14 protein-coding genes are annotated in these 14621 nt (G+C 63.4%); 2 read left to right on the top strand and 12 right to left on the bottom strand.

Translation table 11 applies throughout. The annotated features are described in order from the left end of the window. Positions 1–22: 22 nt before the first annotated feature. The 3 genes from BUS42_RS14815 to BUS42_RS14805 form a co-directional block, all read right to left on the bottom strand. Positions 23–1858 (bottom strand): cytochrome c oxidase subunit I, encoded by a 1836-nt coding sequence (locus BUS42_RS14815; RefSeq protein WP_074307572.1) that lies wholly within the window; start codon positions 1856–1858, stop codon positions 23–25. Beyond that, the gene (locus BUS42_RS14810) at positions 1855–2691 is read right to left on the bottom strand and encodes a cytochrome c oxidase subunit II (RefSeq protein WP_074307571.1); all 837 of its coding nucleotides are present in this window, start codon (positions 2689–2691) and stop codon (positions 1855–1857) included. Before BUS42_RS14810 ends, BUS42_RS14815 begins: the two co-directional genes overlap by 4 nt. A 195-nt stretch (positions 2692–2886) precedes the next feature. Then, positions 2887–4194 (bottom strand): c-type cytochrome, encoded by a 1308-nt coding sequence (locus BUS42_RS14805; RefSeq protein WP_074307570.1) that lies wholly within the window; start codon positions 4192–4194, stop codon positions 2887–2889. Positions 4195–4581: 387 nt separating this feature from the next. Here BUS42_RS14805 and BUS42_RS14800 point away from each other — a divergent pair, with 387 nt between their 5' ends. Together BUS42_RS14800 and BUS42_RS14795 are read left to right on the top strand one after the other, a co-directional pair. Then, positions 4582–5430 carry a CPBP family intramembrane glutamic endopeptidase gene (locus BUS42_RS14800; RefSeq protein WP_074311064.1) on the top strand — a complete coding sequence of 283 codons (849 nt, stop codon included), beginning with the start codon at positions 4582–4584 and terminating at the stop codon, positions 5428–5430. Positions 5431–5461: 31 nt separating this feature from the next. After that, a complete protein-coding gene (locus tag BUS42_RS14795; RefSeq protein ID WP_074311062.1) occupies positions 5462–6400 on the top strand; it encodes a metallophosphoesterase family protein in 939 nt (312 codons plus the stop codon). A gap of 102 nt (positions 6401–6502) precedes the next feature. Here the strand turns inward: BUS42_RS14795 and atpC are convergent, their stop codons facing one another. The 9 genes from atpC to BUS42_RS46465 form a co-directional block, all read right to left on the bottom strand. Further along, positions 6503–6949 carry an ATP synthase F1 subunit epsilon gene (gene atpC, locus BUS42_RS14790; protein ID WP_074307569.1) on the bottom strand — a complete coding sequence of 149 codons (447 nt, stop codon included), beginning with the start codon at positions 6947–6949 and terminating at the stop codon, positions 6503–6505. A 44-nt stretch (positions 6950–6993) separates the two neighbouring features. Continuing rightward, positions 6994–8430 (bottom strand): F0F1 ATP synthase subunit beta, encoded by a 1437-nt coding sequence (gene atpD / locus BUS42_RS14785; RefSeq protein ID WP_074307568.1) that lies wholly within the window; start codon positions 8428–8430, stop codon positions 6994–6996. Positions 8431–8553: 123 nt separating this feature from the next. Further along, the gene (atpG, locus tag BUS42_RS14780) at positions 8554–9483 is read right to left on the bottom strand and encodes an ATP synthase F1 subunit gamma (RefSeq protein ID WP_074307567.1); all 930 of its coding nucleotides are present in this window, start codon (positions 9481–9483) and stop codon (positions 8554–8556) included. Between the two features lie 132 nt (positions 9484–9615). Continuing rightward, on the bottom strand, positions 9616–11325 hold the full coding sequence (gene atpA / locus BUS42_RS14775) for a F0F1 ATP synthase subunit alpha (protein WP_074307566.1): 1710 nt from the start codon (positions 11323–11325) through the stop codon (positions 9616–9618). Then, positions 11282–11923: an ATP synthase F1 subunit delta gene (gene atpH, locus BUS42_RS14770; protein ID WP_074307565.1), complete on the bottom strand. Its 642-nt coding sequence runs from the start codon at positions 11921–11923 to the stop codon at positions 11282–11284. The genes atpA and atpH overlap by 44 nt, the downstream gene beginning before the upstream one ends. Beyond that, positions 11920–12615 carry a F0F1 ATP synthase subunit B gene (atpF, locus tag BUS42_RS14765; RefSeq protein WP_074307564.1) on the bottom strand — a complete coding sequence of 232 codons (696 nt, stop codon included), beginning with the start codon at positions 12613–12615 and terminating at the stop codon, positions 11920–11922. The genes atpH and atpF overlap by 4 nt, the downstream gene beginning before the upstream one ends. 139 nt (positions 12616–12754) lie before the next feature. Beyond that, positions 12755–13069 (bottom strand): ATP synthase F0 subunit C, encoded by a 315-nt coding sequence (atpE, locus tag BUS42_RS14760; protein WP_074307563.1) that lies wholly within the window; start codon positions 13067–13069, stop codon positions 12755–12757. Positions 13070–13214: 145 nt separating this feature from the next. Further along, positions 13215–14036 (bottom strand): F0F1 ATP synthase subunit A, encoded by an 822-nt coding sequence (gene atpB, locus BUS42_RS14755; RefSeq protein WP_074307562.1) that lies wholly within the window; start codon positions 14034–14036, stop codon positions 13215–13217. Positions 14037–14172: 136 nt separating this feature from the next. Further along, positions 14173–14391, bottom strand: coding sequence for an AtpZ/AtpI family protein (locus BUS42_RS46465; protein ID WP_074307561.1), 219 nt, complete (start codon positions 14389–14391; stop codon positions 14173–14175). Positions 14392–14621: the final 230 nt, after the last annotated feature.

Genomic DNA, 14621 nt, shown 5'->3' with positions numbered 1-14621 from the left:
TCGAATCAACTGTGCCGGCGGATCAGGCCATGACCGGGTCGAGTGGGCCGGCCTCGGCCGGCCGGGGCATCGTCTGCGGCAAGAAGTCGTCAGGCAGGCCGGGGACGCTGAACTCGTAGGCCGGGTGGTAAACCGTCGGGATCGTCGCGAAGTTATAGTGCGGCGGCGGCGAGTCGGTGGCCCACTCGAGCGAGTTGGCCTTCCAAGGGTTGGGCCCGGCCTTCGGGCCGGCGACCATGCTGTAGAAGAAGTTGATCGCGAACGGGATCTGCGCCAGACCCAAGCCAAAGGCGCTGTAGGTCATGATCACGTTCAAGTGGCGGAGGCTCGGGGTGTTCAGGTAGGGGAACGCCGAGAAGTCCGCGTAGCGGCGTGGCATGCCGTGCATGCCCACGATGTGCATCAGGAAGAAGGTGCCGTTGAAGAAGATAAAGCTCAAGAAGAAGTGGACCTTGCCCCACCGTTCATTGAGCATCCGGCCGAACATCTTCGGGAACCAGTAGTAGATGGCCGCGAAGATGCCGAAGGTGGCGCCACCGAAGAGGACGTAGTGAATGTGGGCCACGATGAAGTAGGTGTCGTGGATGTGCATGTCGACCGGGGTGGCCGCCATGAAGATTCCGGACAGCCCGCCGATGACGAACATCGCCACGAACGCCATGGCGTTGAGCATCGCCGTGGTGAGCTGGAGCCGTCCGCCCCACATCGTGCCCAACCAGTTGAACACCTTCACGGCCGAGGGGAGGGCGATCATCATCGTCGAAAGCATGAACGTGGCCCCGAGGGCGGGGTTCATGCCCGACTGGAACATATGGTGTCCCCAAACGATGAAGCCGAGCCCGGCGATTCCGGCGATCGCGAAGACCATCGGCTTGTAGCCGAAGAGCGGCTTACGCGAGAAAGTTGCGATCACGTCCGAGACGAATCCCATCGCCGGCAGGATCATGATGTAGACGGCCGGATGGGAGTAGAACCAGAAGAGGTGCTGCCACATCAGGGTCTGGCCGCCGCCCACCACCGGCGGGGCGTTGGCCACGCTCCAGCCGACCGGGCTGAAGAAGTTGGTGCCGGCGGTCCGGTCGAGCAACTGCATCACCAGGGCCGAGGTCAGAACCGGGAGCGCGAACGCTTGGAGGATTGCCGTGATGAACAAGGCCCAGACCGTCATCGGCATCCGGAACATTTTCATTCCGGGAGCGCGAAGCATGATCACGGTTGTGATGTAGTTGATCGATCCCATCAACGACGAGACGCCGGCGAACAAGATCGCGATCAGCCACCAGGTTTGCCCGTTCAGCGACCCGGGGGTCGACCAGCGAGCGACGGTCAGGACCGGGTAAGAGGTCCAGCCGGCCTCGGGCGATCCCCCCTCGACATAGAACGAGTACATGATCGCGACCATCGCGAACGGCATCGCCCAGTATGAGAACATGTTCAGCTTCGGGAAGGCCATGTCCCGGGCGCCGATCATGAGCGGGATCAGGAAGTTGCCGAACGCACCCGTCAGGAGCGGGATGACCACGAAGAAGATCATGATCGACGCGTGCATCGTGAACAGCTTGTTGAAATATTCCGGCGGCATCCGGTAGCCGAGCGCGGGGCTGGACCAGAGCGACTTGCTCAAGATCGGGATCGGCGACCAGGGCCAGGCCAGTTGCCAGCGGACCGCCATCGCCAGGAGGCCGCCGAGGACGAAGAAGATCAGGCCCGAAATCAAGAATTGGATGCCGATCACTTTGTGATCGGTCGAGAACACATATTTGGTGAGGATGTTGCTGGGGGCCGGGTGAATGTGGTCTTCGTGTCCGTGCGATTCGGCAGTATGACCGTGCCCGTTGCCGGCGTGTTGTGCGCTCATCGTGGATTCACCTCTCCCTGAGGGCCGCCGACCGCCGCGAGCTGGCTGACGTTTTGCGCGTCGATGGCTCTCTTCATCCAGTCGTCGAACTCCGACTGGTTTTCATGGACGGTTACGTTGCCCCTCATCTTGTAATGGCCCCAGCCACAAAGCTCTGCGCAGGCCAGGTCGTAACTCCCCGCGCGGTCCGCGTCGAACCAGACCGGGATGCTCAGACCGGGCACGGCGTCTTGCTTGATCCGCATCTGCGGCAAGAAGAACGAGTGGAGCACGTCGGACGACTTCAGGTGGATCAACGTGGTCTTGCCCTTCACGAAGTGCAAGTCGTTGACCAGGTGAAGGTCATCGGGCGTGTGGAGCCGGCCGTCGGGGCCGGGATACCGCATCACCCACTGGAACTGCCGCGCAGTGACCTCGGCCAGCGCTTGCACCTTGGGGGCGTTGCTGCGGAACTTGATATCGGCCCACGTCCCCATCTGGTAGAGCGCGATGAACACCAGAATCGCCGCCGGGATGATCGTCCAGACCACCTCGAGGCTCTGGCTGCCGTGGAAGTAAGTCGCCTTACGAACCGGCCGGCCTTCACTATCGGTTTGATCCGCGAAGCGGAAAGTCACCCAGACCAAGGCGACCTGCGTGCCGATGAACGTGATGCCCGTGATCACCAGGATGATGATGAACAGGCTGTCGATCTCGCGACCGAAGGTTGAGATCGTGTGATACGGCTCGCTCGGGCTGTTCGGCAACCACCAGTCCGGGTTGAACGGCGCATAAACAAATGCGCCAATACAAAACAGCGCGGCCAGTGCAAACAGCAGACTCCAATAACGCACGGAAACGCTCCCTTGATCGAGCTTCGAGTGCGAGAGGTCGGAGAGCGGCGGTGGCGTCCGACTCGAAACGATCCGGATTCATGAATTCAGGTTCAACGTGTGGTCATGGCTCGCTCGGCACGACTCACCAACTCGGCAACAACTCGGGGAATGACTCTCTTCAGATCCGAACCAGAGGATGCTCCGGCGCGCTCCTCAACGCTGGGCCACGGCCGGCTTGGCCGGGGTCGCGTTGGCGGGAACCGCCCCCTCGAGCAGCTTCGGTTCGTAAGGCAGGGCGAGGACGAAGTTCACGACATCCCAGATTTCGTCCGCCTCGAGCGTGGGGTAGTGACCCGGCATCTTGGCGCCCGTGATCCCCTTGGCGATTCGCCAGTAAATGTCGAGCGGTCGCCGGCCCCCCTTGAACACGCCCCGATTGAGGTTGTTCGGTCGGAGCGGGTTTCCCCAGTCGTCGAGCGAGTTCTTCCACTGCTCACGAATCTCTTTGCGGTAGTTCTGGAGCCGCTCTTCTTGGAGGCTCGGATCCCCGCCGAAGACCACGTCGTTGAAGACGTCTTGAGCGACGAAGCTCACGCCGTTGCCCAACGCTTGGGGACCATGGCAGCCGACGCAGTCGACGCTGTTCCCCTTGCGGGATTTGTGGCCCAAGAACAGGTCGCGACCCCGGAGGATACTCTGCCGGGTGGCCGGCGTCCGCGCCACCGGCGGGTTGAACACCTGGGCTTCGACCGATGTCCACTTGTTGATGACGTTCTTCACGACCCCGTCAACGACTTCATCCGAGAGCGCCTCGGGATCGTTCTCATCGGCGATCGAGGCCTCGTCGATCAGGCCCAGTTCGGTCTCGCCCCGCATGCTGAGGAAGATCGCGTAGTCGAGGACTTGTTCGATTTCGCCGTCGGACATCAGCGAGTCGAACGCCGGCATCGAAGTGCCGTGCAGGCCGTCGCGAATCGTCCGTCGCAGGTCGTCCCGAGTCGGCTTGGCGCCGTTGGGTGTGGAGGTGAACTTGAACTTGCCCGGCCGGTAGTCGCGGGGCCGGGGGTAGAGGAAGTCGGCGGTCGGGCCATTGCCCGCTCCGGTGACGCCGTGGCAGTGCAGGCAATGGCGGCGATAGAGCGCATAGCCGCCATCCTGTCGCTCTTTGACAGGGGGCTGGCCTGGTTCCGCCGCGCGGAGCACATAGATTTGTTTCGGTCGCGCTTCCACGCTTTCGCCGACGGCGATCAGGTTCGCCAGGCGGCGACCTCCCGAGGGCAGGCCGGAGCCCGGTGGAACGTGAATTTCTTGGGGGTTCGGCCCGAACTGCTTGGCCAGTCCTTTACGAACCCCATCTTGGAGCTTGGGCTTCCCGGCGAGGTTGGCCTTGGTCTTGTCGGCCAACTCCCGGGTCAGAGCCTCGGATTCCTCGTACTGCAACGGGCCGGGATTGAAGGAGCCTCCGCATCCGGCCAGTGCCAACGAACCGACGATCCAAGCGAGACGAAACCGCGAAGTCACGCGCCAACCCTCCCTACGCGGGCATTCCCGTACGACCCCCAGAACCCTCGAACCTCTGCGGTTACGAGGGAATTTCTCCCGCTCGATTCGGATCAGAGTGAGGCCGAGCCGGACACGCAAGAGCATCTCAAGCGGATGCTAGTGTCCCAGTGGCGAGGGCAAAAGTTGTGAATGGTTGAGGATGGCTTCCGCAGTCGCCGCGTCCTGACCATCCCAAGAATATGGCTCATCGGCCATCCGCTTATGTTAGCCGTCCACCGAATCGCCTACAAGGTCCCGTGCTATTTCGTTGTTTTCGGTCTTTGCAGAAATTATGACAATTATGAAATTGCCAGAGCTTCAGCGCGCGGCTGGATTTTTTGGTTGATTTTGCCGATTTCTGAAGATGTGCGTACTTCCACCCGACGAGTCCCACCGCCGCCTGCCCGGCGCCGGTCCCGTTTCGGTTACGACCACCGCTGGTGGGGCGAAACCGAAGGGACGGCTGTCGAGGATCGTCGTTCCTACTGGACGCTCACACGCAGGCCGCTTCCCTGCCTCGCCTTTGTCACGCCGATTTTGCTGACCTATGAATTCGGGGTGCTCTGGCTGGGAGGCAAGTCGGCCGCTTCGTATCGGACAGGCGCCGACGCCTGGATGCGACACGTCCTGGCCGGCGTGGGCCTGACCGATCATTGGTTCCTCCCGTTCTGTCTGATCATCGCCTTACTCGCCTGGCATGCCACCAACCCGCGTGACTGGAAGTTCAGACCGTCCTCGCTGATGGGCATGGCCTTTGAGAGTGTGCTCCTGGCGGTTGCCTTGGTGGGCCTGAGTCGGGTCGTCGATATTGGGTTCACTTGCTTGGAGCATGCCCCCACGGTGGTCTCGCTGGGGGCGGAGCCGTCGGCTCAGGTGCATCCCGCCGCGCCTCTGATTGGGTTCCTCGGTGCCGGTGTCTATGAAGAAGCGCTGTTCCGCCTCGCCCTCGTCCCCTTCTTTTTCGGCGTCCTCCGACTGTTGCAGACGCCGACCGTCCTGGCAAGCTCGATCGCGGTGACCACGTCGGCCTTGCTCTTTTCCCTGGCACACCACGCCGGAAGCCCCGGCGAAACCTTCACCTGGTTCGCCTTCATTTTCCGCTGGCTGGCCGGGGTTTATTTCGCCTGGGTCTTCGTGGTCCGCGGGTTCGGCGTCGCGGTCGGCACGCATTCTGCTTATGATGTGCTGGTGGGTTGGATCGGCTGGCACTTATAGGTCGATGACGCGTGTGCGGAACGGGGGCGGCGTGCGGATCATTCACCTTTCCGACATCCACGTTTGGCGGTATGCGTTCAACCCGCTCCGGCTGTTGAACAAGCGGGCGGTCGGCATGTTCAGCCTGCTCGCGGGGCGCGCCGGCAGGTTTCGCCTGGAGCGGCTGCACGAGGTCGTCACGCGGGTCGTTGGCCTGGCTCCCGATCATGTGCTGATCACGGGCGATCTGAGCACGACCGCCCTGGCCGACGAGTTTCGGGAAGCGCGGTCGGCGTTGGCCGAGCTCCTCCTCGACTCGACCCGGGTGACGGTGATCCCGGGCAACCACGATCGCTACACGACCGGTTCGGTGCGCTATCGCCTGTTCGAGGAATGGTTCGGGATGTTCTCACCTCCCGGGCCTTACCCCTGGCTTCGCCCGCTCGACGACGAGACCGCGATCCTCGGCCTGGACGCCACCCGGTCGCACCTCTCGGCCCGTGGTTATCTTCCCACGGAGCAACTGGATCGGGCCCGCGCGCTGACGGGCGGGTCGACCGCGTTGCCGAAGCGATTGATTGTCGCCTGTCATTATCCCGTGGTCGCGCCGGCCCCTTACGCGGTCGAGCTCGAGCCCAAGCGGATGACGAACGCGGTCGAGGTCTCCGACTGGCTGGCGACGATCGGCAGGCACCTCTATTGTTGCGGGCACGTGCATGCGGCCTGGGCGTTCGTCCCCGAGGCCTTGCCCGATCAGCTCTGCCTGAATGCAGGCGCGCCGCTGCTCCGCGATCCGACCGGCCACCGCCCGCCCGGATTTCTTCAGATCGAGCTCGAGGGGAACGAGGTGACCACGATCCACCATGCCTGGACGGGCCATGAGTGGTCGACTCGTCTGCTCTCTCAGACCCCGGATTTCTTCCGCGCGCAGCTTCACCCAACCCCGGTTCAGGATGATCTCTGCAACCGTTTGAGGCGAGCGGAGAGCTGATCGCTCTCTGGCGTCCGGTCGACTTGTTTGCCCGGGCTCGAAGACAGGAAGCTTACGCTCCCCGCTCGCCCTTTGGGGGGCGAGCGGGGAGGGGCAGGCTGATTACTTGGCTGCGCCGATGTGGAGTTGAGCGCGAGCTCGGGAGATCGCCTTGTCCTTTTCGGCTTGTTCGAAGTCGGTTGCGGCCCGTTGAACCTGGGCCTGCTCGAGTTCGCGGGCGGCGGCCGCGGTATCGAGCTTGGCGGCGGGAATGGCACGGTTGGTGAGCACGGTCACCACATCGTCACGGACTTCGGCGAAGCCGCCGTCAATGAAGTAGCGCTGGGTGATCCCGTCGCTCTTGGTGCGCAACTCGCCGTAGCCGAGCCGGCCGATCAAGGGAGATCGGCCGGGGAGGATACCGAGTTCGCCGTCGTAGAGCGGCAGGACGACGAAGTCGACGAGTTGGTCGAACAGCGTGCGTTCCGGGGTGACGACCACGCACTGGAGCCGGTCGCCCTGTTTCTTGCCGGTCTTATTGACCGGCTCCATCGTCTCGTGGGTAGCCATCGCGAGGCACGCTCCTGGAAAATCCGCAACGGGGTCGACTGCGCTCAGCGCGCCATTCGCTTGGCTTGTTCTTCGGCCTGATCCACCGAGCCGACGTAGAGGAAGGCCCCTTCGGGGAGGTGGTCCCACTTGCCGTCGCAGATTTCCTGGAAGCTGCGGATCGTATCGGCGAGCGGCGTGTACTGACCGGCCTTGTTCGTGAACGGCTCGGCCACGAAGAAGGGCTGCGAGAAGAACCGCTCGAGCCGGCGAGCGCGATGGACGATCGTCTTATCCTCTTCGGACAGTTCGTCGACGCCGAGGATCGCGATGATGTCGCGAAGCTCGCGATAGCGCTGGAGGATCGACTGGACCCGGCGGGCGACGTCGTAGTGCTCTTGGCCGATGTACTGGGCGTCGAGAATACGCGAGGTCGAGCCGAGCGGGTCGACCGCCGGGAAGATTCCCTTTTCGGCGATCGAGCGCTGGAGCACGATGAAGGCGTCGAGGAAGCCGAAGGTCGTGGCGGGGGCCGGGTCGGTGTAGTCGTCGGCCGGAACGTAGACGGCCTGGACCGAGGTGATGGCTCCCTTGCTAGTCGATGTGATCCGCTCTTGCAGAGCACCCATCTCGCTCGCCAGGGTCGGCTGGTAGCCCACGTTCGACGGCATTCGGCCGAGGAGCGCGGAGACTTCGCTACCGGCCTGGCTGAACCGGAAGATGTTGTCGATGAAGAGCAGGGTATCGGCACCGGTCGAGTCGCGGAACCACTCGGCCATGGTCAAGGCCGAGAGAGCGACGCGAAGGCGGGCGCCGGGGGGCTCGTTCATCTGGCCGAAGCACATCACGGTGCTATCGATGACCGACTTGCCGGTGGCCCCGATCTTGGTGTCCTGCATTTCGAGCCAGAGGTCGTTCCCTTCGCGGGTCCGCTCGCCGACCCCGGCGAACACGGAGTAGCCGCTATGGACCTTGGCGATACGAGCGATCAGCTCGGTGAGGATGACCGTCTTGCCCAGCCCCGCGCCTCCGAAGAGGCCGATCTTGCCGCCGCGGACGAACGGCGTCAGCAGGTCGACGACCTTGATACCGGTCTCGAAGACTTCGGTCTTGGGCGACAACGAGTCGAATGCCGGGGGAGTGCGGTGGATCGGCCAGTGCTCGGAGGTCGGCACCGGGCCGCGACCGTCGATCGGCTTGCCCAGCAGGTTGAACACCCGCCCGAGCGTTTCCTTGCCGACGGGGACGGAGACCGGTCCACCGGTGTCGACCACGGCCATCCCGCGGACCAGGCCGTCGGTCGAGCCCAGGGCCACGCAACGCACCCGGTTCCCGCCGAGTTGCTGCTGGACCTCTCCGGTCAAGCTGATCCGGACACCCTTTTGTTCGGAATCAACCGTCAAGGCGTTGTAGATGTTGGGCAAGTGCCCATCCTCGAACTCGACGTCGAACGTCGAGCCGATCACCTGGGAAATCCGTCCATATGCAGTCGCGGTGGCCATTGGGCTATCCCCTGTCGGGTAGTTGATCATCAGGGATTCACCACAACGACCCTGAGATCCACGACGCAGGGATGAAGCAGACTTTCGTCTATTGCGTCGTTGTGGTGAGTTGAGTTCATCTTCTTATTCGAGAGCCGCGGCACCGCCGATAAGCTCGGCCAGTTCGCGAGTGATCTGCGCCTGTCGGGCACGATTGTAGAGCCGGGTCAGCGACTTGATCATGTCGTCGGCGTTTTCGGTCGCCCCTCGCATGGCGACCATCCGCGCGATCTGTTCGCTGACGGCCGCGTCGAGGAAGCACTTGAAGAGCCGGACCTTGAACGAGACCGGCACGATCTCCTCGAGAATGCTCTTGGAGTCGGGCAAGAACTCGTAGGGGACAGCCTGGGCCTTCGAGGTCGCGGCCGGGCCGCCGATCGATGTCACCGGCTTCGCCTGACGAACCGACGCGGTGGCTTCCGCAACCTGCGCCGTGGTCATCGGCAAGAGGGTTTGAACGACCGCCGTCTGGCGGGAACTGGTGACGAACTGGGTGTAGGAGACGTCGAGTCGATCGATCTCTCCCTTGATGTACATCCCAATGTACTTGTTGGCCAGCGCCTCGATCTCGTCGAATTGGGGCCGGTCTTCAAACTGAGTGTACGAGGTTGCGGCCGGGGTGCCGCGGAACCGGAAGTAGTTGATCCCGCGCTTGCCAGCCACTTCCAAGGTGGTCGGGATCCCTTCCGCCTCGTTGTCCTGGAGGACCCGAGTGGCGACCCGCAGGACGTTGCCGTTGTAACCGCCGGCCAGACCTCGGTTGCTGGAGAGAACCAGGAGGAGCGAGCGACGCACCGGCTCGCGCACCTCGAGCAACGGGTGCGAGACGTCGAGCGAGGTGGCACCGAGGTTGGCCACCAGCTCGGCAATTTTGCGCGTGTACGCCTCGGCCTCGGTGGCGCGATCGAGCGCCTTCTTGAACCGGGCGGTGGCGATCAGCTCCATCGTCCGGGTGATCTTGCGAATGTTTTGCACCGACTTGCGGCGCTTGACGATCGCTCGGGCCTTGGCCATCGGTGGGTCTCGTGGAAGCTGGGATGATCCGCTAAGAATTCAGGGAGTCGATTTCCGGCTGCGGTGGAGACTCCGAAACGAGTCTTCACCGCAGCCGGTCACCGAACCGTATCCGTCCGGAAGCAATCGTCGTCAGGCCCCTGCGCCGGCCAGAGCCGGCGTCTTCGAGGCGGACGGGCGATAAAGCGCCTTGAACTCAGTCAGCGCCGCCTTCAGGTCCACGATGATCGCGTCGGAGAGCTTCTGCTCTTTGTCGAGGCGAGTCCGGACGCCCGAGCGATGGTCGCGGACGAACGCCAGGAACTCCTGCTCCCAACGGGAGACCTCTTTGATCGGCACGTCGTCGAGGTAACCTTCGGAGCCGGCGAACAGGCTCATCGCCTGGTCGATCGCCTCCATCGGCTGATACTGCGGCTGCTTGAGCAGTTCGACCATGCGATAACCGCGATCGAGCTGCTGCTGAGTCGCCTTGTCGAGCTCGGTGCCGAGCTGAGCGAACGCCTCCAGTTCACGGAAGGCCGCCAGGTCGAGCCGCAAGCTTCCCGCCACCTTCTTCATGGCCGGAATCTGGGCTTTGCCACCGACCCGGGAGACGCTGATGCCGACGTCGACAGCGGGACGAACCCCCGCGAAGAAGAGGTCGGGCTGGAGGTAGATCTGGCCGTCGGTGATCGAGATCACGTTGGTCGGGATGTAGGCGGAGACCTCCCCTTCCAGCGTCTCGATCAAGGGCAGGGCGGTGAGCGAGCCACCGGAGGTCGTCGTTTTCACGACCTTATGCCCTTGCGCGTACTGTGCCTTGAGGTCGTGCTTGGCCTCTTCCAGGCCCGGAACGCCAAGGTAGACCTTCTTGTTGACTCCCCACTCCTCCGTGACCGTTTCGGTCTCGGTGGGCGCGTGGTCGGGGACGATCACGTATTTGTTGGCCAGCTTCGCCGAGCGCTCCAGGAGCCGGGAGTGCGCGTAGAAGACGTCGCCGGGGTACGCTTCGCGACCCGGCGGGCGGCGGAGCAAAAGGGAGATTTCGCGGTAGGAGACGGCCTGCTTCGACAAGTCGTCATAGACGACCAGGGTCGCGCCCCCCTTCTCGTACATGAAGTACTCGGCCATGGCACAGCCGGCGTACGGGGCGATGTACTGGAGCGGAGACGGGTCGCTGGCACCGGCCGAGACGACGATCGTGTAGTCCATGGCGCCGTGGCGGCGGAGCACGTCGACCAGGGCGGCCGTCGTCGATTCCTTCTGGGAAACGGCGACATAGACGCAGATGACGCCCTTGCCCTTTTGGTTGAGGATCGCGTCGATCGCAATGGCGGTTTTCCCCGTCTTGCGGTCGCCGATGATCAACTCACGCTGACCGCGGCCGATCGGGGTCATGGCGTCGATCGCCTTGATCCCGGTCTGCATCGGCTCTTCGACGGGCTGACGATCGACGATCCCGGGGGCCGGCGATTCGACGAGCCGGGACTTGTCGGTGACGATCGGTCCCTTATTGTCGATCGGCTCGCCGAGCGGGTTGACGACGCGGCCGATCAGGGCCTCGCCCACGGGAACGCGGAGCAACTGCCCGGTCGCGGTGACGGTCTCGCCTTCGTGGATCGTGGTGTAATCCCCGAGGATGATCACGCCGACCGACGATTCCTCGAGGTTGAGCGCCATTCCCTTCACGCCGTTATCGAACGCGACCATCTCGCCGGTCATCACGCCCGAGAGGCCGTGGATCCGCGCGATGCCGTCGCCAACCTCGAGCACGCGGCCGACCTCGGTCCGGGTGACCTGGGCCTGGAACTGCTCGATCTCACTCTGAATCACTGAAGTGATTTCGTCGGCTTTGAATTTCATGCGTCTTTCCTTCGATCAGTCGTTGGCGAAGCTGTTCGAGGCGGTTGCGGATCGAGGCGTCGTACACGTCGTCGTCGAGCTGGATGACCATGCCACCGATCAGGGACGGGTCGACTTCGAGCTGGACGAGAGGCGTCGCGCTGAGCATTCGGCCGAGATGTTCGCGGAGCGCGTCTTGCTGGGCGTCGTCGAGCGGAACCGCGGTCCGGACCAGGACCGGCCGGCGGTTCTGCCGCTTGTCCCAGAGGGCCCGGGCGGCCTTGACGGTGGCGCCCAGGGACCCGAAGCGGCCGTGGCGGTTGAGCACACGGAGGAAGTTGATGACCGTCGGGTGGACCCGACCCTCGAACACGGAAACGAGGGTCCGGTCCTTGTCGGCGGGCGAGACGAGCGGCGAGGCCAGCACGGCGGCGAACTCCGTGTCGGGCCCGAGCACCTCGTTGAAGATCGCATCGAGCTCGTCGAGGATCTCGTCAACCTGCCCCGCGTTCTGGGCGGCGTTGACCAGCGCTTCGGAGTAGGACCGCGTCACCTGGGGGACGTCTTCGAGGACCGTCCCGTGGACCGACGGAGTCGCGGCGGTGTCTGCGGCGGTCATGCGGAGTGGCTCCCCTGACCGTTGCCCAACACCGGCAGCTCGCTCATCGCGGAAGCGACGAGGCGGCGGTGGTCGTCACCGCTGAGGTCCTTGGCAAGCACCTTGCCCGCGACCGAGACTGCCAGGTCGGCCGTCTTGGTCCAGATCTCGGAAAGCGCGTGGTCGCGTGCCGTCTCGATTTCGTGGCGGGCGCGCTTCTGCTCGACCTCGGCTTCGGCTCGCGCTTTCTGGATGATCTCCTCGGCGGTGGCGCGGGCCTGGGTCCGTGCTTCTTCGATCAGGGCGCGAGCCGAGGCCTCGGCCTCGGCCACCTGACGTCGATGTTCCGCGAGCAGCTTCTCCGCTTCGTTGCGAGCGCGCTCGGTGTCGAGCAACACGTGCTCGAGGTGCTCTTCACGCTGGTGGAGCGCCAACAAGAGCGGCTTCCAGGCAAATTTGCCCAGAACAAACAAGAGTCCCAGGAAAACGACAACCGTCCAGATCGCCACGGACGGCTGGGGTTCGAGAATATTGGGCTTGGCTTCCCCGTGACCCGAGGGAGCATGCGCCTCGCCCGCCCCCGCGGCCGCACTATCATGAGCGCGAACCTCGGTGTTGTGGGCTTCAGCGGGTTTGGGGGTATCGGCCGCCCGGGCGAGCGGTCCGAATGCCAAGGCCATCAAGGCAATGGCCGCAATCAGTTGCCGGGGCATGGATGAGGACCTCGTGAATGGTTCAGTGCGACCCGCCCACGACCGAGAAGGCCGGGGGAGACGACCGGATGACCCTCGACACAGGTCGAGAGCCACCGGTCCGACGGCTCGTGGTCCGAACGTTCCGCCGATCGTTCGCTCAGTACGTTTGCAGCAAGATGATGATCAACGCGAAGAAGGTCACACCTTCGATCAGCGCGGCCGAGATGATCATCGCCGTCTGGATGTTGCCGGCCGTTTCGGGCTGACGAGCCATGCTCTCGACGGCCGACTTGGTCAGGCTGCCGATCCCGTAGGCGGCACCCATGATCACGAGGGCGACACCGATGGCCCGGAGATCCGCGAACGGAGCACTCGGGGCCCGGACCGGCTCGGGAGCCGTCTGGGCGGACGCGGAACCCTGAGCAAGCAGCAGCAGACCGAAGGCGAGGACGGCGGACTTAACGAATTTCATCGGACCTTTGTCTCCTAGATGGTCTCACATGAGGGGAGAATCTGCGGTTGCCGTGTCCGGCCCGCCGTGTTGAAAGGGGCGGCGCGCCGAAATCAGCTTCCGCCCCGGGTGACACGACCACCCGTACGACCGCACTTGCCCCGGCTCAGTGCGGGTGAACCGCCGAGCCGATAAACAACGCGGACAAGAAGGTGAAAATGTACGCTTGCAAGAACGCAACGAACATTTCGAGAAGGCTCAGGAGGATCAAGCCGAAGACGCTTGCCCCCATCACCGGCCAGAAGATGAATCCTTGGGCCATGATGATAAACCCAAGGATCACCGCCAGCACGACGTGCCCGGCGAACATATTCGCAAACAATCGAACCGCCAGCACGACGTGGCGAATCAAGAGGCCCGCCACTTCGATCACGAACATCAAGCCCCAGAGTGGCGGCTTGAGCCACCAAGGGACGTCCAGGTGCGGCACGATTCCAATCCAGAATCCAGCCACCCCCATCTCACGCATCCCGGCCAGAACCACCGTGCCGAGCGTCATCAAGGCCAGGACCGCGGTGACGTTGATATTCCCCGTCGCCGACGCCATGCCCGGGACCAGGCCCAGCAGGTTGTTGAACAGGATGAAGAAAAACAGGGTCCAGAGATAAGGGAGAAACTTGTCGGCTCCGTGCCCGCCGATCGCGGGCCTCGCGACCTGGTCGCGAATAAACAGGAGCAGGGCTTCGAAGAGATTCACGAACCAACCACGCGACACCGGAGTCTTGCGGATCTGGCGGACCACCAGAGGCAGGATCAGCAGCATCAATATCGCGGCGACCACCTCGGTGACCATGAACCGCGTGATCTGCAGACCGGCGATCCGCGGTAGCTCCATCTCCAGCGAATAAGTCGGACCTTGCCAGTGAGGGAATTCCAGACTGGGATGGTCGACAACGTGGCTGAGTGGACTGTGACCGTGCTCAGGCATGGCTGCTTTGATCCTGTTCTCTCATCAATCCGCGACAGCGATCGACACGTCACCGAGACTGGCCAGGGCGAACCAATCCGCCCAGTCAGCCCGTCCGTCCGGCTTCCCCCTCGACTTCAGGGAAAGCGTTGCTTGATCATCGGGATCCTTCGCGAGCGATCCGGAGGAGGTGCATCATTCCGACCGCAAAACCCAAGACCGCCCCAATTAGGGTGGCCAGGGGGCTGGTTCGCCACCAGCGGTCGAGTCCCGCACCCATCAATGGAGGGAGCGCGAACTCCAACCCGATGGTGGAGATTCGGGAAGCCCACTGGATTCCGACGGACAGTCTCGAGCGTGGTTCAGGCTGGTTCACAAGCGCCTCCCGCGCCCTTCCATCTCAGGACGGAGGGCGAGACCCCGAACGATTTCGATCAGCCGGGAGACCTCGCAGCAGTGGCGAACCAACGTTTCGAGAATATTTATACCCGCCCCATTTGCCCTGTCAACCGTCCACAGGCAATCTTCGAGAAATTTTTCACAATGTCATCGATTGTGTTGTGGCAACAGGTTTTGGGGAGTTCGCGAACCCCCACGGTTGGGGGG

Origin of the sequence: Singulisphaera sp. GP187 (genome assembly GCF_900129635.1) — a bacterium.
GTDB lineage: Bacteria > Planctomycetota > Planctomycetia > Isosphaerales > Isosphaeraceae > Singulisphaera.
This window is presented reverse-complemented; position numbering and strand designations above follow the sequence as displayed.